This window comes from Jilunia laotingensis (assembly GCF_014385165.1).
In the GTDB taxonomy this organism is placed as follows: Bacteria; Bacteroidota; Bacteroidia; order Bacteroidales; family Bacteroidaceae; genus Bacteroides; species Bacteroides laotingensis.
The window spans coordinates 4,390,405-4,417,397 of the sequence record NZ_JACRTF010000001.1; the positions used below are offsets into that span (position 1 = coordinate 4,390,405).

The following is a 26,993-nucleotide window of genomic DNA, read 5'->3' on the forward strand; positions in this document are numbered from 1 at the left end:
TTTGTTATGAAAAGAATCATTTTTACTATTTTATTTTCAGCAATGATCTTTACAGATTATTGCTTTGCAGTTCCGGCAAGGCGTACTCCTGTTGCAGTCCCCCTGCCTGACGGTACAACGCTGACCGTACAACTCTGGGGAGATGAATTTGCTCATTATTATACCAGTGCGGATCATTATCTCTTGCTTAAGGCTCCCGACGGCTACTTCTACTATGCTGAAGATTGTTCGGAAAACGGACTCCGGTGTTCAGCTTTCAAAGCCAAAGATATCAATCTGCGCACATCGACAGAGACAACTTTCCTAGCATCCGTCAACAAAGAGCAACTTCTTAACCTACAAGCTCAGAATGCCCGGACCATGCGCCAAAATGCACCTCGTAGAACCATACAAAAAGCGACCTACCCCACTACAGGTGTTCAAAAAGGATTAGTTATCCTGGTGGAATTTGCCGATGAGTCTTTTTACATTGAAAATCCTTATGAAGCTTTCTATGACATGCTGAACAAGGAAGGTTACAGCGATTATAACGGTACGGGAAGCGCACGCGATTATTTTATAGCAAGCTCCAATGGTCAGTTCCTGCCCGATTTCGATGTATACGGTCCTGTAAAGTTGGACAAGCCCATGAGCTATTATGGAGGAAACAGTGGTTCATATGACCGTGCCCCTGAAGAAATGATTATCGAGGCTTGTCAAAAGCTGGATGACGAGATCGATTTTACGGAATATGATCGGAACCATGACGGACAAATTGACAATGTATACGTTTTCTATGCAGGATATGGCGAGGCAACCACCGGATATGAAGATACCGTATGGCCACATTCCTGGGATATATATGACGGAGCCGGAATAGAAGTGATACTGGACGGTGTGATGCTGAACCACTACGCATGCTCCAACGAGATCGACCTGGGAGAGATTATGATGGGCATAGGTACGTTCTGTCATGAGTTTTCACATGTGTTGGGACTACCAGACTTCTATTATCCTTTGAATTCCAACTGTTTCACGCTCGGTCCTTGGGCTATAATGGATTATGGCAATTACAACAATGACGGAAGGACACCTCCTTATTATACAATCTACGAAAGATACTCATTGGGTTGGATCACTCCGAAAGAATTAGGAGATCCTGAAGACATCACGCTACGCAATATTTCTGAAAATGTAGGATATATCATCCGGACCGAAAATGAGGATGAGTATTTCTTGTTTGAGAACCGGCAACAAGAGGGATGGGATAAATATATTCCCGGACACGGAATGCTCATTTGGCACATCGATTACGATGAACGATTGTGGGAGCTTAATAAAATGAACATGGAGCCTGCCCATCAACGTGTGGATATTATAGAAGCAGACAATAAACTGACCAATAAGACAAGAGACGGTGATCCTTTCCCCGGCACGAGCAATAACACGTCTTTCACTGATGACACGAAACCGGGCATGATTTCATGGGGAAGAGTAAGACAGGAGAAGCCTATTACCGACATCAGGGAAGAAAATGGAATCATCTACTTTAAGGTAAATGGAGGAAGCGACACCGCAATTGTAAATACATTGCCCGACACCGACATCACAGTCAATGTAGAAGGTTCAAAACTAACGGTTGTCTCCAATCACCCGGAATGCCTTCCTCTTTATATCACAGACATCCAAGGGCGCCTTATGGAAAAAAGCGAGATCGCACCCGGTACATATAGCTTTCCCATTGTAGACAAAGGGATATATTTCGTCCGTATAGGCAGCAATGTTTATAAAGTAATCCGATAGAGCCATTAGATGCAAACGCAATTAAGATCGCAGTAATAGCAAAAAAAGAACGGAGGACATGCTTTTGACATATCCTCCGTTCTTTTTATAGGTCGTTTAAACGTAAGTTTCAAGTATCTTCACTCCCCCTTCTTCCGGAGTGATAGTAATATCTTGCGTAGTAGCAGGCAACAAAACAGTTTCACCAGCATGCATGGTCAGTACATTGCCTTCGTTGTCCCGCAGCTTACAACCGCCTTCAATACAAATAAAAATCACAAACGAATCCAGTTCCGAATAATCGCAACCGATTTCTTCTGTCATATCATAGAGGGAAGTTGTGAAATAAGGACAAGCCACCAATTCCACCGGTTCATCCTTTACCGCATCATATTTGGTACGATAATCATCCAATACCTCATAATTAATAGCCTCGCGAGCCAGATCGGTATGCAGTTCACGGGTTTTACCATTGGCATCCTTCCGGTTGAAATCGTAAATACGATAAGTGATGTCCGAAGTCTGCTGAATCTCTGCAATAAAAGCACCTGCTCCAATACTATGGATACGGCCTGCAGGCAGGAAAAAGACATCCCCCGGATGAATCTCATACTCTTGCAGAACGTCTGTGATCGTATTATTCAATACTCGCTCTTTGTACTCTTTAGGGGTGATTTGTTCAGAAAATCCGGAACGCAGCCGAGCATCTTTATCAGCATCCACTACATACCACATTTCAGTTTTTCCCATTGAGTTATGGCGTTTTTTAGCTAAATCATCATTAGGGTGTACCTGAATCGAAAGGTCCTGCCGCGCATCGATAAATTTAATGAGCAAAGGAAACTTATTCCCGAAACGGGCATAATTGCCTTCACCAACCAATTCTTCACGGTATTTCCTTACCATTTCAGTCAATGTAAGCCCTTTGTCAACTCCATTGGCTACAACCGACTCATTATTTTCCACGCCGGAAATCTCCCAGCTTTCTCCTACTCCGGTCAAGTCTGAATTCAAATGCTTGAACGGAACGATTTTGTCGCCCCCCCAAAGTGTCTGCTTCAGGATAGGTTCGAATTTTAACGGATACATTTTGTTCTTCTGTTATAAACTTAGATTAAAATACTTGATTTAACAATCCGGGGACAAACTTACAAAAAATATCAAATATTACACAGAAGTAAGACTTTTATATTCAAATTATAAGCAAAAAACATCGATTCATGATGAAACTAAGCAGTTATGGACGGGAAAGTAAACGCTAAACTTTCCTAAATGCCCAAACAGATTTACTATGAATAATTTGGGAGTACGAAAGAATTTGCCTTTATTTGCAAGAAATTTCAATATATCAAACATGAATAACACATTCCCAACTGAAGGAAACTTGTCCGGTCTGAACCGGAAGGATTTTCAAAAGGATATAAATGATAAGAAGACTGACTTATTTATCCTGAAAAACAAGAAAGGAATGGAAGTTGCCGTAACGAACTACGGTTGCGCCATTCTATCCATTATGGTCCCCGATAAAAACGGGAAGTATGCCAACGTCATCCTTGGGCACGACAGCATCGATCACGTAATCAACAGTCCCGAACCGTTTTTAAGCACTACCATCGGACGCTACGGCAACCGCATCGCTAAAGGGAAATTCACTCTGTACGGAGAGGATCATTCATTAACGATCAACAACGGCCCCAACTCTTTACATGGAGGTCCGACAGGCTTTCATACACGTGTATGGGATGCCGACCAAGTTGACGAAGGTACTGTAATATTCAACTATGTATCTGCCGACGGAGAAGAAGGTTTTCCCGGAAATCTGGAAGTAGAAATGACATACAGACTGGAAGAAGAGGAAAATGCACTGGTCATCGAATACCGTGCGACAACCGACAAAGCTACTATAGTAAACCTGACAAATCACGGTTTCTTCAACTTGGCAGGAATTGCCAACCCCACTCCGACAATCGAGAACAACCTTGTCACCATCAACGCCGATTTTTATACTCCGATCGATGAGGTATCCATCCCTACCGGAGAGATATCCAAAGTAGAAGGCACACCGATGGATTTCCGCACACCACACACAGTGGGCGAACGTATCAATGAGAAATTCCAACAATTGATTTTCGGTGCGGGATATGATCACTGCTATGTACTGAACAAATCCGAAGCCGGTTCACTCGACCTGGCCGCAACGTGTACGGATCCCGTAAGCGGCCGTAACATGGAAGTCTATACGACTGAAGCCGGGCTACAAATTTACACCGGCAACTGGTTGAATGGATTTGAAGGAGCGCATGGAGCTACTTTCCCGGCACGCAGCGCAATCTGTTTTGAAGCCCAATGCTTCCCGGATACTCCGAATAAAGCCCATTTCCCATCAGCCGTACTGCTTCCGGGTGATGAATATCAGCAAGTAACCATCTACAAATTCGGTGTTGATAAATAAACAATAGAAATATAACTAAATATTATAAACTAACAATTTTTTTTAGACCATGACACAACAGAAAAAGAGCTATCTATTGCCTATTGCAATGATGTTCGCCCTCTTCGCAATGATTTCGTTCGTTACAGGGTTTACCAATCCTCTCGGACTTATTGTAAAAGAACAATTCAATGCCCCCAACTGGATGACCCAGTTAGGAAATGCAGCCAACTTCATAGCTTATGCTTTTATGGGTCTTCCTGCCGGTATAATGTTAAAGAAAATCGGTTACAAAAAGACCGCTTTGATTGCCGTTGCAGTTGGATTCGTCGGTGTAGGCATCCAGTTCCTTTCAGGACAAATGCCTTTCCAGCCAGGTGAATTCGCACCGTTCTGGGTATACCTGACAGGTGCTTTCGTATCAGGTTTCTCCATGTGTATGCTGAATGCAGTTGTTAATCCGATGTTGAACACATTAGGAGGTGGCGGTAAAACCGGTAATCAGTTGATTCAATTCGGTGGTTCGCTGAACTCCATCGCTGCTACAATTGTTCCTGTATTGGGTGGTTATCTGATCGGTACCATCAGCCAGGATACACGAATCAGTGATGCTAATCCGGCTCTTTACATCGCAATGGGTATCTTTGCAGTAGTGTTTATCGTGCTGTCTTCAATGAGCATTCCCGAACCACATATGGAACACGCTTCCGACCACAAGGTTAAAGATACTCACAGTCCGATGTCATTCCGCCATTTCGTACTTGGAACCGTAGCTATTTTCGTATATGTAGGTGTCGAGGTAGGTATTCCTAATTTTGTAAACTTGTTCCTCACTACTGCTCAAGATGCCACTGGTGCGCAAGGTCTTGGAATGAATACTGCTATCGCAGGTTCCATTGTCGGCACTTATTGGTTCCTTATGATGATCGGCCGTCTTTGCGGTGGTGCCCTCGGAGCAAAATTCTCAAGTAAGACTCAGATCACTACGGTATGTTTGTTTGCATTGGCATTCTTACTTATCGGTATGTTTGCACCGGTTGAAGCAACCGTTAACATGCCGGTATTCAAATCAGATATCAGCTTCGGCATGGCTAACGTGCCTGTAGGTGTCATGTTCTTCATCCTTTGCGGACTTTGTACTTCTATCATGTGGGGTGGTATATTCAACCTTGCCGTGGAAGGTCTTGGAAAATACACGGCAATGGCATCCGGTATCTTTATGGTAATGGTTTGCGGTGGCGGTATCCTTCCGTTGATCCAAGGTGGTGTAGCCGATGTTACAAGCAGTTATATGGCAAGTTTCTGGGTAATCTTTGCCGGTGTCGCTTACATCTTATATTATGCACTGATCGGTTGTAAGAATGTAAACAAGAATATTCCCGTTGAATAAATAGATAAACAAACTTATATTTATTAACCCTTTAAATAAACATTTATCATGGATATAGAACACGTAAGAAGTCGTTTTATCAAACACTTTGACGGAACTACAGGATTCGTATATGCTTCTCCGGGCCGTATCAACCTAATCGGCGAACACACTGACTATAATGGCGGATTCGTATTCCCCGGAGCTATCGATAAAGGCATGATTGCCGAAATCAAACCTAACGGAACTCAAACTGTCAATGCATATTCCATCGACCTGAAAGATTATGTATCTTTCGGCTTGAATGAAGAAGATGCTCCGAAAGCAAGTTGGGCGAGATACATTTTCGGTGTTTGCCGTGAAATGATCAAGCGCGGAGTAGACGTGAAAGGATTTAATACTGCTTTTTCAGGCGATGTTCCTTTGGGAGCCGGCATGTCTTCTTCAGCAGCACTGGAAAGCACATATGCTTTTGCTTTGAACGAACTGTTCGGTGATAATAAAATTGATAAGTTTGAACTGGCAAAAGTGGGCCAGGCAACAGAACATAACTATTGTGGCGTTAATTGCGGTATCATGGATCAATTCGCTTCCGTATTCGGAAAAGAAGGCAGCCTGATTCGCCTGGACTGCCGTTCATTGGAATACCAGTATTTCCCTTTCAAACCGGAAGGTTATCGTCTGGTTCTTGTTGACTCGGTAGTTAAACATGAATTGGCTTCTTCCGCCTATAACAAGCGTCGTCAGAGTTGCGAAGCTGCCGTAGCCGCTATCCAAAAGAAGCATCCTCATGTAGAATTCCTGCGCGACTGCACTATGGAAATGCTTCAGGAAGCCAAAGCCGACATCAGTGAAGAAGACTATATGCGTGCAGAATATGTAATCGAAGAAATCCAACGCGTACTCGATGTATGTGACGCATTGGAAAGGGGAGATTACGAAACTGTTGGTCAGAAGATGTATGAAACTCACCACGGCATGAGCAAATTGTATGAAGTGAGTTGTGAAGAACTCGACTTCCTCAACGACCTTGCTAAAGAATGCGGTGTAACCGGATCACGTGTAATGGGCGGTGGTTTTGGTGGATGTACCATCAATCTGGTGAAGGACGAACTGTACGACAACTTCATCGAAAAAGCGAAAGAAGCTTTCAAAGCCAAATTCGGCAGAAGCCCGAAAGTATACGATGTCGTAATCGGTGACGGTTCAAGAAGACTCGTTTAAAACAAGAACATATTCTTTAAAGAGAGGCGTATCCTAAACAGATATGCCTCTCTTTTTGTTGTATGCTTGACAAAAAGATAAATCGTTATTGTCCCCATAAACAAAGCCTCTCTTCAGCATAGAAACAAAGATTGAAAAAAGCCTCCTTTTTATGGTTGATAATTAACGTTAAAAACTTATCTTTGCAAAAATATGAATACTTAATGCATATAAATATGAACGAAAGTAAACTTATGAACCGTGCAGCGGATAACATCCGTATCCTCGCTGCGTCAATGGTTGAAAAAGCCAATTCCGGTCATCCGGGCGGCGCTATGGGAGGTGCAGACTTTATAAACGTACTCTTCTCTGAGTTCTTAGTATATGATCCACAACATCCCCGTTGGGAAGGTCGGGACCGTTTCTTCCTCGATCCGGGACACATGTCACCGATGCTTTACTCGGTATTGGCTCTAACCGGAAAATACACACTGGCTGAGTTGAAACAATTCCGTCAATGGGGCAGCCCTACTCCGGGACATCCTGAAGTAGACATCATGCGTGGAGTGGAAAACACATCGGGACCGCTCGGTCAAGGACATACATATGCAGTAGGTGCAGCCATCGCTGCCAAATTCCTGAAAGCACGTTTCGGTGATGTGATGAACCAAACAATTTATGCTTATATTTCAGACGGTGGCATCCAAGAAGAAATTTCACAAGGAGCAGGCCGCATTGCCGGAACCTTAGGGTTGGATAACCTTATCATGTTTTATGACTCCAATGACATTCAACTCTCTACTGAGACAAGCGATGTTACGATCGAGGACGTATCTATGAAATATAAGGCATGGGACTGGAAAGTAATCGAAATCAACGGTAACGATCCGGACGCCATCCGTTCCGCACTTAAAGAGGCAAAAGCCGAAATGGAACGCCCGACTCTGATCATCGGTAAAACAACAATGGGCAAAGGAGCCCGCAAAGCGGACGGTAGCAGTTATGAAGCCGATTGTGCGACACATGGCGCTCCGTTAGGCGGTGAGGCATATATCAATACAATCAAGAACCTGGGTGGTAATCCTGAAGATCCGTTTACCATTTTCCCGGAAGTTGCCGAACTGTATGCAAAACGTGCCGAAGATCTGAAAAAGATCGTAGCCGAGAAATATGCTGCTAAAGCAGAATGGGCAAAAGAGAATCCGGAACTTGCAGCCAAGTTAGCAGAATTCTTCTCCGGAAAAGCCCCGAAAGTAAATTGGGATGCTATCCAACAAAAAGCCGATGTAGCAACCCGTGCCGCATCAGCAGTAGTATTGGGCGCACTTGCCACACAGGTTGAAAACATGGTAGTAGCTTCTGCCGACCTTTCCAATTCCGACAAGACAGACGGTTTCCTGAAAAAGACACATGCTTTCAAACGCGGAGATTTCAGTGGCGCTTTCTTCCAAGCAGGCGTTTCAGAGCTAAGCATGGCATGCGTTTGTATCGGTATGTCCCTTCATGGTGGCGTAATTCCGGCATGTGCAACATTCTTCGTATTCTCCGACTACATGAAACCGGCTATCCGGATGGCTGCTCTAATGGAACAGCCAGTAAAATTCATCTGGTCGCATGATGCCTTCCGTGTAGGTGAAGACGGACCGACTCACGAACCCGTAGAGCAAGAAGCACAAATCCGCCTGATGGAGAAATTGAAAAACCATAAAGGTCATAATTCCATGCTTGTACTTCGCCCGGCAGATGCCGAAGAGACGACTATCGCATGGAAACTGGCCATGGAAAATGTCTATACTCCTACAGCATTGATCTTCTCTCGCCAGAACATCACGAACCTGCCCACCGGAACCGATTATCCCCAAGTAGCTAAAGGTGCATACATCATAGCAGGTGCTGATGAAACCCCGGACGTTATTCTTGTAGCATCCGGTTCGGAAGTAGCTACTCTGGTAGCAGGTGCGGAACTTCTTCGTAAAGACGGAGTGAAAGTTCGTATCGTTTCCGTACCGTCCGAAGGTCTGTTCCGCAGTCAAGATAAAGCATATCAGGAATCTATTTTACCGACAGGTGCAAAAATATTCGGTTTGACTGCCGGCCTACCGGTTAACTTGCAAGGACTCGTGGGTGCTAACGGAAAAGTATTCGGGCTTGAATCGTTCGGATTCTCGGCACCTTACAAAGTATTGGACGAGAAATTAGGCTTTACCGCTGAAAATGTGTACAAACAGGTAAAAGAAATGCTGTAATGAAAATAGTCGGATTATGTTGTGACCACGCGGGTTTTGAACTGAAAGAATTTGTAAAAGGATGGTTACAGGCAAAAGGACTGGAATACAAAGATTTCGGAACTTATTCCACTGAAAGCTGTGATTACCCTGATTATGCACACCCTTTGGCATTGGCCGTAGAATCGGGTGAGTGTGATCCCGGAATTGCAATCTGTGGAACCGGTAACGGAATCGGTATGACACTGAACAAACATCAGGGAATCCGTGCCGCACTTTGTTGGAATGCAGAAATTGCCCACATGGCTCGCCTGCACAATGATGCCAATATCCTTGTAATGCCCGGACGATACATAAGCACTGCAGAAGCGGATATGATCTTGACCGAATTCTTCTCAACTTCATTCGAAGGTGGCAGACACCAGAGAAGAATAGATAAGATTCCGGTAAAATAAAACGGTTCTCAACAACAACAAAGAAAAGCTGTTTTTCCTTAAATGGGAAAGCAGCTTTTTCATTTAGCCCAAAATCATAACGTCAAAAAAGAGAGGTCCAAACAGAAGAAAGAAAGCCATAGTCGCAAGTTTTTTACTGCTATAAAACATCTTTTATAGCATATTGTTACTAAAACACCCCTCCACCCCAAAAATAATTGCACTTTTTACTCATTTTTCCGGGTAGAGTTGAAGAGTATATGCAAATAAAAACTATCTTTGTAACACATTAAACAGGAAATTCAGAATATATGGAACAACTGAATACCATAAGAGAGTATATCATCCAGGGAAATGTAGACAAAGCTATATCGGCACTCAACGAATATCTCAACAATGACAATTCCGTCGATAAAGATGAAGCCTACTATTTGCTGGGGAATGCCTACCGAAAACAGGGCAATTGGCAACAAGCTCTCAACAATTACCAATCTGCTATCCATCTCAATCCGGACGGCCCCGCCTTTGAGGCACGCAAGATGGTTATGGACATCCTCGAATTCTATCATAAAGATATGTATAATCAATAAACGTAATAAAATCGATAGATTATGGCAAAAATTAAAGGAGCAATCGTAGTCGACACGGAGCGTTGCAAAGGCTGCAATCTGTGTGTGGTGGCTTGTCCGCTCAATGTTATCGCACTCACTAAAGAGGTGAATGTGAAGGGGTATAACTATGCCCACCAAGTATTGGAAGATACCTGCAACGGATGCAGCTCGTGTGCAACGGTCTGCCCGGACGGATGTATCTCAGTGTATAAAGTTAAATGTGAATAAAAGAAACGAATATGGCAGAAGAAGTTGTATTAATGAAAGGTAACGAAGCCATCGCCCATGCAGCTATCCGCTGTGGTGCCGACGGATATTTCGGTTATCCTATTACTCCGCAATCGGAGGTGTTGGAAACACTGGCCGAACTAAAACCGTGGGAAACCACAGGTATGGTAGTACTTCAGGCAGAAAGTGAAGTGGCAGCTATCAATATGGTATATGGCGGTGCCGGAAGTGGTAAAATGGTATTGACCTCTTCCTCAAGTCCCGGTGTCAGCCTGAAACAGGAAGGTGTCTCTTATCTGGCAGGTGCCGAACTCCCTTGTCTGATTGTCAATGTGATGCGTGGCGGTCCCGGTCTGGGAACTATCCAACCAAGCCAGGCGGACTATTTCCAAACAGTAAAAGGCGGTGGGCATGGTGACTATAAGCTGATTGCGCTGGCTCCGGCTTCTGTACAGGAAATGGCAGATTTCGTAGGTCTGGCTTTCGAACTCGCATTCAAATACCGTAATCCGGCAATCATCTTGGCTGACGGTGTGATCGGACAGATGATGGAGAAGGTTGTTTTACCTCCTGCAAAACCACGCCGCACAGAAGCGGAAGTCATCGCACAATGCCCATGGGCTACAACCGGAAGAACCGATGGACGCAAGCCTAACATCATTACTTCTCTTGAACTCCGTTCCGAAGAGATGGAAAAGAACAACATCCGCTTCCAAGCGAAATATCGTGTTATCGAAGAAAACGAAGTACGTTTTGAAGAAATAGATTGCGAAGACGCTGAATACTTGATCGTAGCGTTCGGGTCAATGGCACGTATCGGGCAGAAAGCGATGGAACTCGCACGCGAAGAAGGCATCAAGGTGGGTATGCTTCGTCCTATCACCTTATGGCCGTTCCCGACAAAAGCCATTGCAGAATATGCCAATAAAGTAAAGGGCATGCTCGTTACAGAGCTGAACGCCGGACAGATGATAGAAGATGTACGCTTAGCTGTCAACGGAAAAGTGAAAGTTGAACACTTCGGTCGTCTCGGTGGCATCGTACCCGATCCGGACGAGATTGTGGTAGCCCTTAAAGAGAAAATAATAAAATAACTACGAAAACGATGAATCCTGATAAAATAAGAAACGTATTGAATATCCTGTTTATGATACTTGCACTGGCAACTATCATCGTCTACTTTGCGGTGGACGATTTCAAAATATTCATTTACGTCTGCGGCGCGGCTATTTTCGTCAAGCTAATGGAATTTTTTATACGATTCACCAACAGATAAGGAGAAGAAGTTATGACTAAAGAAGAAATAATCAAGCCCGAGAATCTGGTTTATAAAAAACCGACTCTGATGAACGATAATGCCATGCACTACTGTCCGGGTTGCAGTCACGGTGTGGTACACAAACTCATTGCCGAGGTTATTGAAGAGATGGGACTGGAAAACAAGTCTATAGGTATCTCTCCGGTAGGTTGTGCTGTTTTCATCTACAACTACCTCGATATCGACTGGCAGGAAGCTGCCCACGGACGCGCCCCTGCAGTGGCAACAGCAATCAAACGCTTGTGGCCCGACCGCTTGGTATTCACTTATCAAGGAGATGGTGACTTGGCTTGTATCGGTACGGCCGAAACAATTCATGCCTTGAACCGTGGCGAAAATATCACTATCATTTTCATAAACAACGCCATCTATGGTATGACAGGTGGTCAAATGGCACCTACTACCCTTGTAGGCATGAAAACGGCAACTTGTCCTTACGGACGTGACGTAACCATCCATGGGTATCCTCTGAAAATTACGGAAATCGCTGCACAACTGGAAGGTACTGCCTACGTAACACGCCAATCCGTACAGACTGTTCCGGCTATCCGTAAAGCCAAAAAAGCGATTCGCAAAGCTTTTGAAAACTCAATGGCCGGTAAAGGTTCCAATTTGGTAGAAATCGTCTCTACATGTAGCTCCGGCTGGAAAATGACTCCGGAAAAAGCAAACAAATGGATGGAAGAGAATATGTTCCCGTTCTATCCGCTTGGAGACTTGAAAGATAAAGAATAATGCTAAAAACGAAAGAACAATGAAAGAAGAAATCATCATAGCAGGATTCGGTGGACAAGGTGTATTGTCCATGGGAAAGATTTTAGCATACTCGGGATTAATGGAAGGCAAAGAAGTTACCTGGATGCCGGCATACGGACCGGAACAACGCGGTGGTACTGCCAATGTAACCGTTATTGTAAGTGACGACAAAATCTCTTCACCGATCCTTAGTAAGTATGACGCTGCCATCATATTGAACCAACCTTCCTTAGAAAAATTCGAAAGCCGTATCAAACCGGGCGGTATCCTGATTTATGACGGATATGGTATTATCCAGCCTCCTACCCGTAAGGATATCAAGGTTTACCGCATCGATGCCATGGATGCAGCCAATGAAATGAAAAACGCCAAGGCATTCAACATGATCGTACTGGGTGGGTTGTTGAAACTTTGCCCGATGGTTACACTTGAAAATGTTATCAAAGGACTGAAGAAAACTCTTCCCGAACGCCATCACCACTTGATACCAATGAATGAAGAGGCTATCAAGAAAGGAATGGAACTTATCAAGGAAGTTTAGTTAATTGGATATTAAAAGGGTGTAAAAGCCACTGTCTGCAATCATTTAGACACGGGATGCATTATTTTCACGGTTTTAGTCAATCAAGAACCGTTTCAATCCGTAAAACCTGTGTTCAAAATGTTGTATAAAGATAGTGGCTTTTGCTGTCTGCATGTGTCCTGTATTAACTTCGATGATACATTATTCTATAATATTTCACTAAGGTTGATTCCTAATTCTCAATTTTAGTAAGTATCTTTGCGCCTAATTATGAGACGAATCTTACTTACATATATACTACTTTTTATTGTTGGACAACTTGCTACCCAAGCACAAGTCGATCCTAACAATCCCTACGGTACCCGTAAAGATGAATTCGGTAACATCGTGGATCGGAACGGTAATCCGATAGATCCGGCTATGTTACCACAAAATCCCGATTCTTCAAACGTAGAAATACAAGGTTTAGCTCCGACGCTTTATATGTGGCGAATCAGTGAGAATCTGGGAAATGTAACCCGCCTGCCAGCCGACACAGCGCATATCAATTTCCAGAATACCAACTTGACGGAAGGTATGACAGGACATTACAATTACCTCGCCAATTTGGGGGCTCCCCGGCAATCTCGGATATTTTTCGACCGGAACAACCCGGAACCTACCATCTTCCTGGAGCCTTACTCTTTCTTCTTTTTTCGCCCTGACCAGTTCAACTTTACTAACAGTAACGTTCCTTATACGAATCTGACTTATTACAAGGCCGGCAATAAAGTGAACGGGGAAGAACGTTTCAAGGCTTATTTCTCAGTAAACGTCAACAAGCAGCTCGCATTCGGCTTTAATATAGATTATTTATACGGACGAGGGTACTATAACAATTCAAGTACGTCGTATTTCAATGCTGCCCCCTTCATAAGTTATATGGGCGACCGGTACGAAGGTACGTTAATGTATAATTACAACTACCTGAAAGCAAATCAAAACGGTGGTATCACGGATGATAATTATATCAAAGATCCGGACGCAGCGGCAGATGGCGGCAGAAATTACGAATCGACCACCATGCCGACTGTTATGAGTCTGGCAACCAGCCGTACGACGGATAGTTATGTGTTTCTGGCACAAAAATACAAGTTGGGATTCCATCGGGATCTTCCCCAGGCAGAAAATGACACGATGCCTGCAAAAACGGAATTCGTACCTGTCACCAGCTTCATTCATACTATGAATGTAGAATGGTCGAAATATAAATTTACTTCTGAAGACCAACTAAAAGATTACTACCAGCACACTTACATTAAGCCCGGTGATCTGAATATAGATGACTCTACAGCCTACATAGGAGTAAAGAACACATTGGGTATCTCCTTGCTTGAGGGATTTAATAAATATGCCAAAGCAGGACTGACTGCCTATATTTCCCACAAACTCAGTAAATACGAGTTGATGGACAAAGATTCGGTCAGCAAAGACAAATATACGGAAAATGAGGTTTTCGTAGGCGGGGAATTGGCTAAACGACAAGGAAAAGTCCTCCATTACCATGCCACAGGAGAAGTCGGCCTCCTTGGAAAAGCCATCGGCCAGTTCAATGTGAAGGGCGATCTCGACTTGAATTTCCGTTTATGGAAAGATACCGTGAGCCTTATCGCACGGGCATATGTCAGCAATACGCTTCCTTCATTTTACATGCGCCATTACCACTCCAAACATTTCTACTGGGACAATGACCATATGGACAAAGAGTTCCGTACCCGCATCGAAGGAGAACTGAACATCGAAAATTGGCAGACGAATTTGAAAGCCGGTGTGGAAAATATCAAAAACTATACTTACTTCAACCGGAACGCTGTTCCCGAACAGTATGGGGGAAACTTACAGATTCTTTCGGCAACTTTGTCACAGAACTTTCGTGCCGGTATATTCCATTTGGACAATGAAGTGACTTGGCAAAAGTCAAGTAACAGTTCCGTACTTCCATTACCCGACTTTTCGCTTTATCACAATTTATATATTGATGCCAAGTTGGCGAAAAAAGTGTTGACAGTACAGCTAGGAGCAGACGTGCGTTATTTCACTAAATATCATGCGCCCGCCTATATGCCTGCTACCGGACAATTTTACCTCCAACCGGAAAATGACCAAGTTGAAATCGGTGGATATCCCATCGTCAATGTATATGCCAATTTACATCTGAAACGTACTCGTATTTATGTGATGATGTATCATGTGAACGATGGCATGATCAGCCGTCCTAATTCATTCTATGCCCCTCATTACCCGATTAATCCGCGATTACTGAAAATCGGAGTATCTTGGAATTTTTATGATTAAACGTACAGACGATTATGAAGTCAACCGTAAAGAAATACCTGAAATATTTGTGGATTGGAATCATCTGCTTTGTTGCACTCTTGCTATGGCCGCAAAAAAAGGAGAAGCCTGACGGACAACCGCGTGACTGGTCGGAAATTGTTGCCAGCGGTGTAATTCGTGCCGCAACCGAATACAACTCGATCAGTTTTTATGTAGATAGCGATACCATATCGGGATTCCATTACGAACTGATTGAAGCTTTTGCCCGTGACAAGGGACTAGAGGCGAAAGTAACCCCTGTGATGAGTTTCAATGAACGACTAAAAGGTCTTGAAGACGGAAGATATGACGTTATAGCTTATGGCATATTAGCAACGAGCGAACTAAAAGATTCACTATTACTCACCTCTCCCATCATATTGAGCAAACAAGTATTGGTGCAACGGAAAGCAACTTCCGAAGAAGATTCTCTTTTTATTAAAAGTCAACTCGACCTTGCTGGAAAGACATTGCACGTTGTGAAAGGTTCTCCGTCCATTCTACGTATCCGCAACCTCAGCAACGAAATAGGCGATACCATTTACATTGATGAAATAGAAAAATACGGATCGGAACAACTGATCGCCTTGGTAGCGCATGGAGACATTGACTATGCAGTATGCGACGAAAGTATTGCCCGGTCAGCCGTAGATTCATTGCCTCAACTGGATATCAATACCGCCATCAGCTTCACCCAATTCTATTCATGGGGAGTGAGCAAACAATCCCCCGTACTGCTCGATAGCCTGAATGCATGGTTATCCGGATTCCGGGAAGGAAAAGACTACAAAATGATATACCGGAAGTATTACGGAAAAAACTAACCGATCAATAACAGCTAAAACAAATGCGACTTTACTTGACTTTCGCTTTTCAATGTCGTATATTTGTCAAGTTATTCATAAAATAGATTCAGATAGAATACCTCGGAAGAAGAAAGTCGGCACTTTCTTCTTTTTTTATTTTCACCCCCGGCAAAAGCCCTATAACAGGATATTAACATTTTTCTTCCCGGTGAGGAGATACACCTTCATCGGTGTGGAAGCACGTCTTCATCGGTGAGGAACCCTACCCTCATCGGTGAGGAAGAAGCACATGCTCGGTGAGGAAGCAAAAACAGACATTTACCCCACAATCGGAGAGCTGCAAGCGTTAATAATAAATAAATATGCTCTTGACAAAAAATATTCCCTAATATTTGGGAGGATTACATAATTCGCTAAAAATAAGAAGTTTGTGCAGATTTTCAATAAACGGGGTAATAAGTTGGCAACCGTTCTGATTTCTACATACTTGCGTGATTTGCATTGATATACAACTCATCTTACTGCCAAGGTAGCAAATTTTGCGGAACTGCCAAAACTTCGTTGGGATTTCTTTCCATCCTACGGAGTGAATTTTTCCATTCTGCCGGTCAAACATTTCCGAAAGCTCGTCTGCAAAGGTAAGTACAGCCGTTTGTTGAAAGTTGAAAGGTCGTGGCGGTAAGACGTTTCGGATGAAATCTTCCTTACGCTTCGCTGCGAGCGTATTTCATTCGAAAACCTTTCCCCTTTCAAGTCTGTACTTGAAGAGCAGGCGAGCAACGGAAATGGACAACCGACGGAAAAGACGGAGAAAATAAAGACGAGGGCAGTGTGGATAATCGGTTGTATGTTATCCCTGTTTTTTCTTAGGCGGATTGTTTTTTTAAAGGGCATGAGCAAGCGGCAAATTTCACTCCCTCTAAAAAGATGGAGGATCAGCCGTAGCCATTCATCCTGTCCATACCTCTGTACCCCTACCTCAATACTTACTCACTCTCGCTTCTCTTATACAGCACCTTATTGCCAAGAATGCAATAAGGAAGCCTGCCACAATATTCGCTCAAAGTCCTGCAGCTCACTTCCAACAGCCGGGACATTTCCTTGTTGCACAGATATTCGTCCTCTTTCAGCAAGCCCACACCGTCTTTGGGGATAGCGTCAACCAAGACCGACAGCCGGTCGATACTCTCGTGGACGGACTTGCCTCCACGCATCTTCTTTTGTTTTCAGTTCGTTGTACATGGTTCATTCGGATTTAGTGATACATTAGTTCTTCTTTCAAATGGCCTGTCCTTTGTAACGGGCTTCCCTGCGTCTGTCCTCCACCCTCGTGACGGCACGTTCCACGCCTTCGGGCAGATAATAGGTACGGTTACTGATTTCCGTTTCATGGGAAAGGTTATCGCCCGTCTGGAACAGTTGGGCAAGACACGCACATCGAAAACCTACACAGCGGCATTGAACAGCTTCATACGATTTAGGAAAGGCCATGATGTACCGTCCGATGAGATCGACTCCGGTCTGATGGGGGAATATGAGGCCTACCTTAAGAAGTCCGACCTGAAGAATGGCCTCCTGTCCTATCGCAGGAAGAAGACCGGACAGCGACTGCATATGAAGTGGGAGGTCTGCATGCAAGAGATCGTGAAGAGGCATCCCAATGTGACCACGGAATACCTGTTGCCGGTGATAACTGATCCGGCCGTCCCTGAAAGGAGGCAGTACGAGAATGCCCTGCACCTTGTCAACCGCAAGTTGAAGGAAGTGGCGGAGAGGGCCGGTCTTGCCGTACCGCTGACGATGTATGTCAGCAGGCATTCATGGGCAAGCATAGCCAGGCGCATGAACATCCCGCTGTCAATCATCAGCGAGGGGATGGGGCACGATTCGGAGACGACCACGCAGATCTATCTCGCCTCGCTCGACACTTCCGTGATAGACAGGGCGAACGAGCTAATCCTTAAGGATTTGTAGGGAATATTCAGTGCGGGCTGGGCTTCGGATTGCCTGACGGGACGCTTCAACTCCTTGAAAGAGACGTATTTGTCGCTGCAAAGGTATGCAAAATACTGTAAACTAAAAAGGATTGATCAAACTTTTTTGGGTTTGCTCTCCCTGAGGCATAACTTATTTAGCAAAAACACCGCAACGCCACCTGGGGGACTCTAATATACAGTGATGTACGTTTCGGTCCGTCTCTTTCAAGGAGACGGACTGAAAGGACATACAGATATGATAAAGAAATTGTTTCTCACGGCATTGGCATTCTATGGCGGCTGTCTGTCGGCACAGACCGTGCATGAGGTACGAGATTCCGTGAAGATATACTTCCGGCAGGGGAGGATAGACCTTGTCCCTTCCCTGAACGGCAACCAGTCCGTGCTGGACAGGATGGCGGACAGCCTGCGTGCGAGTTACGCCGACTCCGTTTATCGGTTGCAAAAGATCCTTGTCGTGGGTGGTGCCTCACCCGAGGGGAGTGTCAAACTCAACAGGTGGTTGTCCGAAAAGCGTGCCGGGGTGTTGTTCGACTACCTTTCACGCTACGGGACGTTGCCGGATTCATTGAAGATGACCGACTTTCTCGGACGTGACTGGGACGGTCTGGCCCGTCTGGTGGAGAATGATCCGGAAGTGCCTTACAGGGAGGAAACCCTGGCCCTGTTGCGTGAGATTGTCGGGGAGACGCAAGGGAACAGCGACATGAAAGGTGACCATTTGGGTCGGATGCGGCGGTTGCGCAGCGGTGTGCCTTATCATTACATGTATAAAAATCTTTTTCCCAAACTCCGCGCCTCGCAACTCTACCTGTGGTACGAGAAAGTATGCAACCCGGCAGCTCCCATACCCGCACCGAAAGCGGAAGTCATGCTCCCCCGGGTGGATACGGTTTTCGTGCATGACACCATCTATATCGCACAGTGTCCGCCCTGCAAGCCTTTCTACATCGATGTACGGACAAACATGCTCTATGGCGCACTGTTGGTACCGAATGTCGGGATCGAATTTTATCTTGGCAAGGCCTGGTCTTTTGCCGCAAACTGGATGTACGGCTGGTGGAAGAGAGACCGTCGCCATTGGTACTGGCGTGTCTACGGGGGTGACATCGCCGTGCGCAAATGGTTCGGCGGGGCTGCCAGGGAAAAACCGCTCACCGGCCACCACCTCGGCATTTACGGGCAGATATTCACCTACGACTTCGAGACGGGAGGCCGTGGTTACATGGGCGGCAGGCCCGGTGGCACACTTTGGGGCAGGATGAACTACGCTGCGGGCGTGGAATACGGCTACTCGCTTCCCGTCGCCCGGAGGCTGAACGTCGACTTCACCATCGGTGTGGGCTACTGGGGCGGAACCTACCACGAGTACAAGCCCGTGGACGACTGCTACGTGTGGCAGTCCACCAGACAGCGGCACTGGCTCGGGCCGACCAAGGCCGAAGTGTCGCTCGTCTGGCTTATCGGCTGTGGCAATTACAACGGGGAGAAAGGAGGGGGAAGATGAGACGGAAAGGACTATGTATGATAATGTTTGTACTGGCGGTGTTCGCCTTTTCTTCCTGCAAGCACAAGGAACTGTGCTACCACCATCCGCACACGGCTACAATCAGGCTGGGGTTTGACTGGCGTGACGCTCCCGATGCCGCCCCGGATGGCATGTGCGTGTTCTTCTACCCGGAGGAGGGGGAGGACGCGCCCGTGCGCCGTTTCGACTTTGCCGGAAAGACGGGAGGGGAGATAGAGATACGGGTAGGAAGGTACCGGGTGTTCTGCTACAACAACGATACGGAGGTGGTACTCCTGCGTGGGACGGAGGGTTTCGGCACTCATGAAGCGTTCACCCGCGAAGGTGACCTTTTTGAAAGCGTCTATGGCAGTTCCGCGGGGAACACGGTACCCCGTGCGGAAGATGCGGAAGACGAGCGTGTCGTCATCAGCCCCGACATGCTATGGGGTTGCACGGCCACGGAAGTGGAGATTTCCGAAAACGGCACCAGTTATGTTTGCATCCCCGAAAGCGGGAAGGAGGAATGGACAGGGAGGCGGCCGGTGCATGACGAGCAGGCCATGACGCTCTATCCTCACGAGTTGACATGTACCTACACGTATGAAATCCGCCATGTGAAAGGGCTGGAACATGTATCCCAGATGTGTGGCTCGCTTTCGGGCATGGCATCCTCGCTGCTGTTCTGTGACGAATCGCTCGGGCGGGAATGCGTGACCATACCGTTCGAGGCCCATGCCGGTGACGAGTCAACCATCGTGGGGAGGTTCTTCACGTTCGGACATCATGAGGAGAACGCTGCACCGCACCGCATGCTACTTTACGTGTGGATGGACGACGGTTCGAAATACTGTTACGGGACCGAAAGCGGACGCTTCAACGTGACGGATCAGGTGCATTCCGCATCCGACGGGAAGCATGTGCATATCATTATCGACGGCCTCGACCTTCCGCAACCCATCGGTGGCGATAATATAGACCCCTCGGTGGACGACTGGCAGGAGGTCAACGAGGATATACATATGTAATTCGACATTTTACGGTATATATATTTTTTGTTCAATTAAATTTTTAAACGATGAAAACCAAGTATTTATTCGGGGCAATGGCGGCATTGATGATGGCCGCATGCTCACAGGACGAGGTAGTGAGCGTCCGGCAGGATGGCATCGCTTACGGAGTGTCGGCAGGAACGCAGACACGCGCAGCGGATTCCTATTGTAACAACACCCTCCCTGACTATTTCAAAGTCTGGGCGAAATCGGCCGACGGGCTTTACATCAACGGTGACAAAATCGTGAACAGCGACGGCGTATGGACTGATGCCGACGGTACGCGTTACTGGCCGGACGGCAAGACACTCGATTTCTATGCCGAAGTCAACGGTGACGAGGAGTTCAGCTTTAACAACGGGGCACCGACATTCAACGACTTCACGGTGAAAGATGCCGTGGCCGAACAAGTCGACCTGATGTATTCAGTGCGGAAAGGCCAGACCAAAACCGTCGACAAGGTGCAGCTCAACTTCCGCCATGCCCTGTCGCAGGTTTGTTTCAGGGCAAAGAACAACACAAAAAACATGAGCGTGGTGATCAAGGGCGTGAGCGTGGGGCACCTCACCGAAAAAGGGACGTTCACGTTCCCGGCTGCTGATACGGATTATAACTATGCAGACCATTCGGACAACAATGTAGATCCCGAAAAAGAAGTTAACGGTGGCACGTGGGTCATTCCATCCGGGGCGCAGTACAATAAAAAATATAGCGTCGCTCCATTGAACGGGAATGTCACATTGGCACCGGGTACGGCCTCCAACCTTACTTGTCCTGAGGACAGTCACGAAAACGGATTCGGGCAAGTGTTGACCCTGCTTCCCCAGACCGTTGCAGCCTGGAATCCGACAAAGGCCGGAACAGACTGGAATGGGGCATACTTCCTTGTGGACCTTGCACTTTCCAATATCACAGAAGATGATGAGGGGGCAGAGGTGTCCACAACGGTATACACAGGCGAGGCTGCCATACCTGTCAACGTGGCATGGGTGCAAGGCTACCGTTATATCTATACTTTCGTGTTCGATGAGGGCGGAAACGGAGGTTGGACTCCCGATCCTGAAAATCCGAAACCGGTGCTGACGACCATCAAGTATGACGTTACCGTAGACGATTTCATTCCCGTAAACCCCGATGGCGGTGATACCGAAAATGGTGGTACGAACATGGATGGAGATGATGAAACGGGATATGAATACAGCACTACTCTTAATCTCCATACCAATGACGGTACGGGCGCAGTGAGAACGGTAAAACTCAACAGTAACGAATCCACTTATTCTTTCACGCTCTCACCGGAATATACTCCGAGCCGTGATGGTGCCGAATTTCTTGGCTGGGCTACGGCTGCTGATGCAACAACTGCTGGATATAGGGAAGGACAGTCTGTCCCGGTTAACATGGAGGAAGAAAAATTTGATTTGTATGCAGTTTGGCAGAAAAATAAAACGACAATTACACTGACATTCAATGGCAACCATGATTACGCACAGAACATCGTAAGTGGAACCATGCCAACAACCATGACCATGACAGTTGATGAAGGAGCTAAAGCAACCTTCATTATTCCAGATAAAACTCCCGAATTGGAAGGATGGGTATTCAAAGGATGGGCTGAAAATGCTAAAGGAAGTGTCGTATACATGGCAAATAATGAATTGAATACCTCAGAAAATAAAACACTTTATGCAGTTTGGGAATCCAAAACTACCAGCGGTGATTATCCCGGAACTGATTATTAACAAAATCACTGATACGAATCATGAGAAAGAATATATTTTGGAGCGCAATACTTGCGCTTTCCATGCCTCTGTCACTCCTGATTTCATGCCAAAGCGATGATGAGTTTGTTAGTGGCAAACAAGAAGGCAAAGGGGCTTCTATTTCGTTGGATGTCAATTATCCCGAATTTGGCGGGAACACACGTACAAGCCTTGAAGAGATTGAAGGAGATATGGTAGGCAACTGGGCAGAAGGTGACAAGTTACTTATCACGGATGCCAGTGGAAACAATGTAGGCTCATTGGAACTTACGGATGGTGCAGGCACTAAACATGCCACTTTTACCGGCAACCTTTCTTCCAATGTACAAAACGGCACGCATGAATTCACTTTTACCTATCTCGGTGCAGGTGTACAGACCGATGAAATTTCATCATCGACATACAATTTGGATTTTAGTAGTCAGGACGGAGACTATACGGAACTTAATCGATACGATGTCTTTTCAGGCAAAGGCCGATATACCGTTGTCAACGGAACATCTTATGCCGAGGAAGCGTTGCAATTCAAAAAATTGTTGGCTTTGGCCCATTTTGAGTTGATTTTCCCCGATGGTGTTTCCTTGACAGGCGAGAAGGTGGAAATCTCTGGTACAAATCTCAAAAACTCGGTCGACATTGATCTTACCAATGGGGCATTGAAAAATCCCACTAACAATAATATCATTGTTTCCGGAACCAACGGTGATTTCTATATCACGATGATTCCTTCTGAAGACGTCACACCTACATTTAGCGTCAATATCAACGGAACCGAATATGAAAGTACTCTTAGCATGCGTACATGGACTGCCGGAGAGTTCGTCCGTCAAGCATACAAAAAAGGTGTGCCGGTGAAGATGGAAGCAAAGGAAGATGAGACTGAAATAAAATTCATTGATTTAGGCTTGCCATCCGGCATCCTTTGGGCAGACCGTAATCTCGGAGCCAACACAAAATATGAATATGGAAAACTTATAGGATGGGGCGACGTAACAATGGAAAAGACATCTACCCAAACCAAAGATTATCCATGCCCATATAATATGAACAGTTACTATCTACAAAAAAACTATTACAAAAATTGTACAGGAGATACCCGATATGATGTTGTAGCCTATCAACTGGGATCAGAATACTATACTCCTAATACGGATAACTGGAATGAATTGTTTAATAATTGTTCAGGATGTTTTGAAACGTTAACAGATAAAGATAACAATTCAATCAATGTTCTTAAACTCACAAGCGATATAAATCATGAAGTGCTATATTTACCTTTATCTGGAAATCGAAGTGGGAATAATATAACCAATAGGGGAGTGAAAGGGTATTACTGGTCCGCTGTATTCTGCTTGTGGTTTGGAGGTCAGTATCATGAAAAGAGTGGCGTTTATTATTTTTTTAAAGAAAAAGATGGAGATACAGTACAAGAGAGCAATTATTATACCACAATGGGAATGTCTATCCGTCCAATAAAATATGGGAAGTAAGTATTAATGATTCACCTTTTGTAGAAACTATCTAATTCTTTATATATATATTGTCTTAAATAAATCGGGGTATTTCTCCGATTTATTTAAGACAATTATGTAGTATCATTGCTATTTAATTGTGTATTCGTTTTTACCCAAAGAAAAGAATAACACTCTTTCATTTTGCTGACAAATACTTTCCGTCGAATTTTGTCCGCCTCGTATGTGTTGAGCCGGAAAGAAAGGGTATAATCATTTCAGGAGGGAACATCCAGCAGTTTCATTTAGAAGGGCACTTTCGTCTTGTGCCGTTTGGACAATATCCATTTCTCGTTGTTCACCTCCACGATGTCATCGGTGGTCAGTTCCTTTATGTCCAAAAATGATAAGGCGGTGAAACTGGCGAACACGAACAGGTCACGGATATAGGCCAGCTTCCTGTCTGCAAACTAGTATGTTATGACAACCTTAATTTCATCCTCCGTCAAATATTCCCATTCCTTGATGTTCTGATAGTACCTTGAATGTACTTCGCATAATCCTTTTTTGTCGTTACAAAATTAATAATCAGCGAGTTGAATATTGGTTTGCAGAATATAGCAGAAAGTAGAAACAAACACCAATGACCTATAAATTTACCTATTCACAGGGTAATGATTTGAAAACCGTCCGCCCTCATTACCTTTCATTTCCTTGCACATTGGCATCAGTGAGGTTTTCTGAAGTTTTCCTCATAAATTATTGAACAACAGTACTGTTATCATCATTTATCCGTTTCTGATTGATTTTTCCAGAGATATCTCTTATCTTTGTAAACTCAAAAAATCAGAACAAGGTATGAGTGAAAAGATCATTAAATGGGGCTTTATCGGTTGTGGCGAAGTAACCAAGAAAAAAAGCGGACCAGCTTTCCAGGAAGTGGAAAGTTCGGAAGTGGTGGCCGTCATGAGTAGAGACGGAGCTAAGGCCAAAGCATATGCGCAAGAAAGAGGCATCAAAAGATGGTATGACGATGCTCAAGAACTTATTGACGATCCGGAAGTAAATGCCATATACATAGCTACTCCCCCCTCTTCGCACGCGACATATGCTATCATGGCTATGAAAGCCGGAAAACCTGCATATATTGAAAAGCCGATGGCTCAAACCTATGAAGAGTGTACACGTATCAACCGAATTTCCAAAGAGACAGGAGTTCCTTGTTTCGTAGCTTACTACCGCTGCTATTTACCTTACTTCATGAAAGTGAAACAATTGGTGGAGGAAGGCGCGGTAGGCAATGTGATAAATGTTCAAATTCGTTTCGCACAACCCCCACGTGATTTGGATTTCAATCGTGATAATCTTCCCTGGCGTGTACAAGCGGATATTGCAGGCGGTGGCTATTTCTATGACCTAGCTCCCCATCAGATCGACTTGCTTCAGGAAATGTTCGGTTGCATCCTTGAAGCCAGCGGATATAAAAGCAATCGTGGTGGGCTATATCCGGCAGAAGATACGCTGAGTGCTTGTTTCAAATTCGATAACGGACTGGTAGGTAGCGGTTCATGGTGCTTCGTTGCACATGAATCAGCAAAAGAAGACCGTATCGAAATTATCGGGGACAAAGGGATGATCTGCTTCTCTGTCTTTTCATTCGATCCGATTGCTTTGCATACCGAACGCGGACGTGAAGAATTCCATATTGAAAACCCCGAACATGTACAACAACCGTTGATCCAGGCAGTAGTAGACCATTTATTGGAAAAATCGGTTTGTACCTGTGACGGTGAAAGTGCCACACTGACTAACTGGGTGATGGATAAGATTCTGGGGAAAATATAACGGATTTATATCTTCAGACTTATTAAATAGACTTTATAAACTGATTTTTTTAATATCAATTCCAAATGCCGGATTCTCCTCTAAATCATTTAAAAGTGATGAATAATCACTTTTAAATGGTGAATAATGTTTAGCCAAATGTTTGGTCTTATTATCAAATACTTCTTAAATCCCAATGTTATGATTCATTGATTAAATCATAAACAGACCTTATATTTCCTGCTTTGACATCCATCAGCCCGGCATTGACTCTCTTTAAAACCTCTTCATTAGCCGACAACAGTCTCTTTTTACTGAAATATATAACAAAGGAATACATAAGATTTTAGTAAGGGAGCTACATTTTTTCCTCTTAACTAAAAAAAGTTCTACCTTTGATGTCACGTTTTCCTTCCCCCCTCCGTCTTATTGATGTAAATGGAACTCAAACAATTTAAAATAGACGTGCTACCACTTCGCGATAAACTCTTGAGTTATGCGCGGAAATTGACAGAAGACCCTTCGGACGCAGAAGATGCCGTACAGGAAGTCATGCTGAAACTTTGGAACATGCGGCAGAAACTGGACGAATACCGCAGCATCGAAGGATTGGCAATGACCATGACGCATCACCGTTGTATGGACATCTGGCGAGCCAGTCGACCGGATACCCTTACATTGGATTGCGTGCAGGCACAAAGCCAATCGGCTACCCCCGAAAGGCTTCTTGAAGAAAAAGATGAATTTCGCCTGATGCGGGAAATCATCGATTTATTGCCTACCCAGCAACGAATGATTCTTCAAATGAAGGATATACAGGAATACGAGACAGAAGAGATAGCGGAAATCACCGGATGCAGTACAGAAGCCATCCGCAGCAATCTATCGAGAGCGCGAAAGAAAGTGAGAGACATTTACCTGCAAACCATACAAGAACGAAAAAGGAGAAAAAAAGCATGAAGATAGAAGAATTACTGAACAAGTACTTTGAAGGTGAAACAACCTGCGAGGAAGAACACCAATTACGTAACTTCTTCACTCAAGACATCGTACCGGAACACCTAGAATCGTACCGTCCGATGTTTGCCTTCTTTGAAGAAGAAAAAAAGCAGGGCATAACGGGCCCGGGTAAGGGAGCCGGACAGAAATTTAAAATGCACCGCTTTATTTATTATACCAGCGGAATTGCTGCCGGAGTATTGCTGTTGCTGGGGATAGCAAGTATCCACAAACATCTTAACTCCCTGCCGGAAAATTATGTCATCATCGATGGCAAATGCTATACCGATGAAAATCTGGTAAGAGAACAGGCCATGGCAGCTTTTCAGAACGTAAGTACCAGCGAAGACGAACTGCTGAATACACTCTTTGGTGATTGA

Annotated in this window: 22 protein-coding genes and 2 pseudogenes; 21 read left to right on the plus strand and 3 right to left on the minus strand. The window is 44.9% G+C overall.

The window, feature by feature from the left end; translation table 11 throughout:
• Positions 1 to 6: 6 nt before the first annotated feature.
• Positions 7 to 1,782: a M6 family metalloprotease domain-containing protein gene (locus H8744_RS17320; RefSeq protein WP_262436042.1), complete on the plus strand. Its 1,776-nt coding sequence runs from the start codon at positions 7 to 9 to the stop codon at positions 1,780 to 1,782.
• Positions 1,783 to 1,878: 96 nt separating this feature from the next.
• Here H8744_RS17320 and H8744_RS17325 read toward each other — a convergent pair whose 3' ends face one another.
• Positions 1,879 to 2,850 carry a type I phosphomannose isomerase catalytic subunit gene (locus tag H8744_RS17325; protein ID WP_262436043.1) on the minus strand — a complete coding sequence of 324 codons (972 nt, stop codon included), beginning with the start codon at positions 2,848 to 2,850 and terminating at the stop codon, positions 1,879 to 1,881.
• A 265-nt stretch (positions 2,851 to 3,115) separates the two neighbouring features.
• Between H8744_RS17325 and H8744_RS17330 the strand changes: the two genes are divergently transcribed.
• From H8744_RS17330 to H8744_RS17385, 12 genes are all read left to right on the plus strand, one after another.
• Positions 3,116 to 4,213 carry an aldose epimerase family protein gene (locus H8744_RS17330; protein WP_262436044.1) on the plus strand — a complete coding sequence of 366 codons (1,098 nt, stop codon included), beginning with the start codon at positions 3,116 to 3,118 and terminating at the stop codon, positions 4,211 to 4,213.
• 49 nt (positions 4,214 to 4,262) lie between these two features.
• Complete coding sequence (locus H8744_RS17335; RefSeq protein ID WP_262436045.1) at positions 4,263 to 5,582, plus strand: MFS transporter; 1,320 nt, start codon at positions 4,263 to 4,265, stop codon at positions 5,580 to 5,582.
• A gap of 48 nt (positions 5,583 to 5,630) precedes the next feature.
• Positions 5,631 to 6,785, plus strand: coding sequence for a galactokinase (gene galK, locus H8744_RS17340; RefSeq protein WP_262436046.1), 1,155 nt, complete (start codon positions 5,631 to 5,633; stop codon positions 6,783 to 6,785).
• A gap of 215 nt (positions 6,786 to 7,000) precedes the next feature.
• Entirely contained in the window at positions 7,001 to 9,010 is a 2,010-nt protein-coding gene (locus H8744_RS17345; RefSeq protein ID WP_262436047.1) for a transketolase family protein, read from the plus strand.
• A complete protein-coding gene (gene rpiB, locus H8744_RS17350) occupies positions 9,010 to 9,444 on the plus strand; it encodes a ribose 5-phosphate isomerase B (protein WP_262436048.1) in 435 nt (144 codons plus the stop codon). Before H8744_RS17345 ends, rpiB begins: the two co-directional genes overlap by 1 nt.
• A gap of 290 nt (positions 9,445 to 9,734) precedes the next feature.
• A complete protein-coding gene (locus tag H8744_RS17355; protein WP_262436049.1) occupies positions 9,735 to 10,013 on the plus strand; it encodes a tetratricopeptide repeat protein in 279 nt (92 codons plus the stop codon).
• Positions 10,014 to 10,034: 21 nt separating this feature from the next.
• A complete protein-coding gene (locus H8744_RS17360; RefSeq protein WP_262436050.1) occupies positions 10,035 to 10,262 on the plus strand; it encodes a 4Fe-4S dicluster domain-containing protein in 228 nt (75 codons plus the stop codon).
• Between the two features lie 11 nt (positions 10,263 to 10,273).
• The gene (locus tag H8744_RS17365; RefSeq protein WP_262436051.1) at positions 10,274 to 11,356 is read left to right on the plus strand and encodes a 3-methyl-2-oxobutanoate dehydrogenase subunit VorB; all 1,083 of its coding nucleotides are present in this window, start codon (positions 10,274 to 10,276) and stop codon (positions 11,354 to 11,356) included.
• Positions 11,357 to 11,550: 194 nt separating this feature from the next.
• Positions 11,551 to 12,315, plus strand: a complete 765-nt coding sequence (locus H8744_RS17370) for a thiamine pyrophosphate-dependent enzyme (protein ID WP_262436052.1) — start codon at positions 11,551 to 11,553, stop codon at positions 12,313 to 12,315.
• A gap of 19 nt (positions 12,316 to 12,334) precedes the next feature.
• Positions 12,335 to 12,877, plus strand: coding sequence for a 2-oxoacid:ferredoxin oxidoreductase subunit gamma family protein (locus tag H8744_RS17375; RefSeq protein WP_262436053.1), 543 nt, complete (start codon positions 12,335 to 12,337; stop codon positions 12,875 to 12,877).
• Between the two features lie 252 nt (positions 12,878 to 13,129).
• Positions 13,130 to 15,193, plus strand: a complete 2,064-nt coding sequence (locus H8744_RS17380; RefSeq protein WP_262436054.1) for a putative porin — start codon at positions 13,130 to 13,132, stop codon at positions 15,191 to 15,193.
• Between the two features lie 14 nt (positions 15,194 to 15,207).
• Positions 15,208 to 16,038 (plus strand): transporter substrate-binding domain-containing protein, encoded by an 831-nt coding sequence (locus H8744_RS17385; RefSeq protein ID WP_262436055.1) that lies wholly within the window; start codon positions 15,208 to 15,210, stop codon positions 16,036 to 16,038.
• A gap of 968 nt (positions 16,039 to 17,006) precedes the next feature.
• Here the strand turns inward: H8744_RS17385 and H8744_RS17390 are convergent.
• Complete coding sequence (locus tag H8744_RS17390) at positions 17,007 to 17,234, minus strand: hypothetical protein (protein WP_262436056.1); 228 nt, start codon at positions 17,232 to 17,234, stop codon at positions 17,007 to 17,009.
• A 166-nt stretch (positions 17,235 to 17,400) separates the two neighbouring features.
• Between H8744_RS17390 and H8744_RS18965 the strand changes: the two are divergent.
• The 5 genes and pseudogenes from H8744_RS18965 to H8744_RS17415 form a co-directional block, all read left to right on the plus strand.
• Positions 17,401 to 17,994 (plus strand): annotated as a pseudogene (locus H8744_RS18965) (phage integrase SAM-like domain-containing protein); the annotation flags it as partial.
• A gap of 258 nt (positions 17,995 to 18,252) precedes the next feature.
• Positions 18,253 to 19,524, plus strand: coding sequence for a DUF3575 domain-containing protein (locus H8744_RS17400; protein WP_262436058.1), 1,272 nt, complete (start codon positions 18,253 to 18,255; stop codon positions 19,522 to 19,524).
• Positions 19,525 to 19,541: 17 nt separating this feature from the next.
• Complete coding sequence (locus H8744_RS17405) at positions 19,542 to 20,552, plus strand: DUF5119 domain-containing protein (protein ID WP_262436059.1); 1,011 nt, start codon at positions 19,542 to 19,544, stop codon at positions 20,550 to 20,552.
• Positions 20,553 to 20,602: 50 nt separating this feature from the next.
• Positions 20,603 to 22,318, plus strand: coding sequence for a fimbrillin family protein (locus H8744_RS17410; RefSeq protein WP_262436060.1), 1,716 nt, complete (start codon positions 20,603 to 20,605; stop codon positions 22,316 to 22,318).
• A 20-nt stretch (positions 22,319 to 22,338) separates the two neighbouring features.
• Complete coding sequence (locus H8744_RS17415; RefSeq protein ID WP_262436061.1) at positions 22,339 to 23,829, plus strand: fimbrillin family protein; 1,491 nt, start codon at positions 22,339 to 22,341, stop codon at positions 23,827 to 23,829.
• 266 nt (positions 23,830 to 24,095) lie between these two features.
• Here the strand turns inward: H8744_RS17415 and H8744_RS18970 are convergent.
• A pseudogene (locus tag H8744_RS18970) lies at positions 24,096 to 24,320 on the minus strand (site-specific integrase); the annotation flags it as partial.
• 328 nt (positions 24,321 to 24,648) lie between these two features.
• On the opposite strand from H8744_RS18970, the gene H8744_RS17420 reads away from it, so the two are divergent.
• From H8744_RS17420 to H8744_RS17430, 3 genes are all read left to right on the plus strand, one after another.
• A complete protein-coding gene (locus H8744_RS17420; RefSeq protein ID WP_262436062.1) occupies positions 24,649 to 25,635 on the plus strand; it encodes a Gfo/Idh/MocA family protein in 987 nt (328 codons plus the stop codon).
• Positions 25,636 to 26,052: 417 nt separating this feature from the next.
• Positions 26,053 to 26,574 carry a GFO_1088 family ECF-type sigma factor gene (locus tag H8744_RS17425; protein ID WP_262436063.1) on the plus strand — a complete coding sequence of 174 codons (522 nt, stop codon included), beginning with the start codon at positions 26,053 to 26,055 and terminating at the stop codon, positions 26,572 to 26,574.
• Complete coding sequence (locus tag H8744_RS17430) at positions 26,571 to 26,993, plus strand: PG0215 family putative anti-sigma factor (RefSeq protein WP_262436064.1); 423 nt, start codon at positions 26,571 to 26,573, stop codon at positions 26,991 to 26,993. The genes H8744_RS17425 and H8744_RS17430 overlap by 4 nt, the downstream gene beginning before the upstream one ends.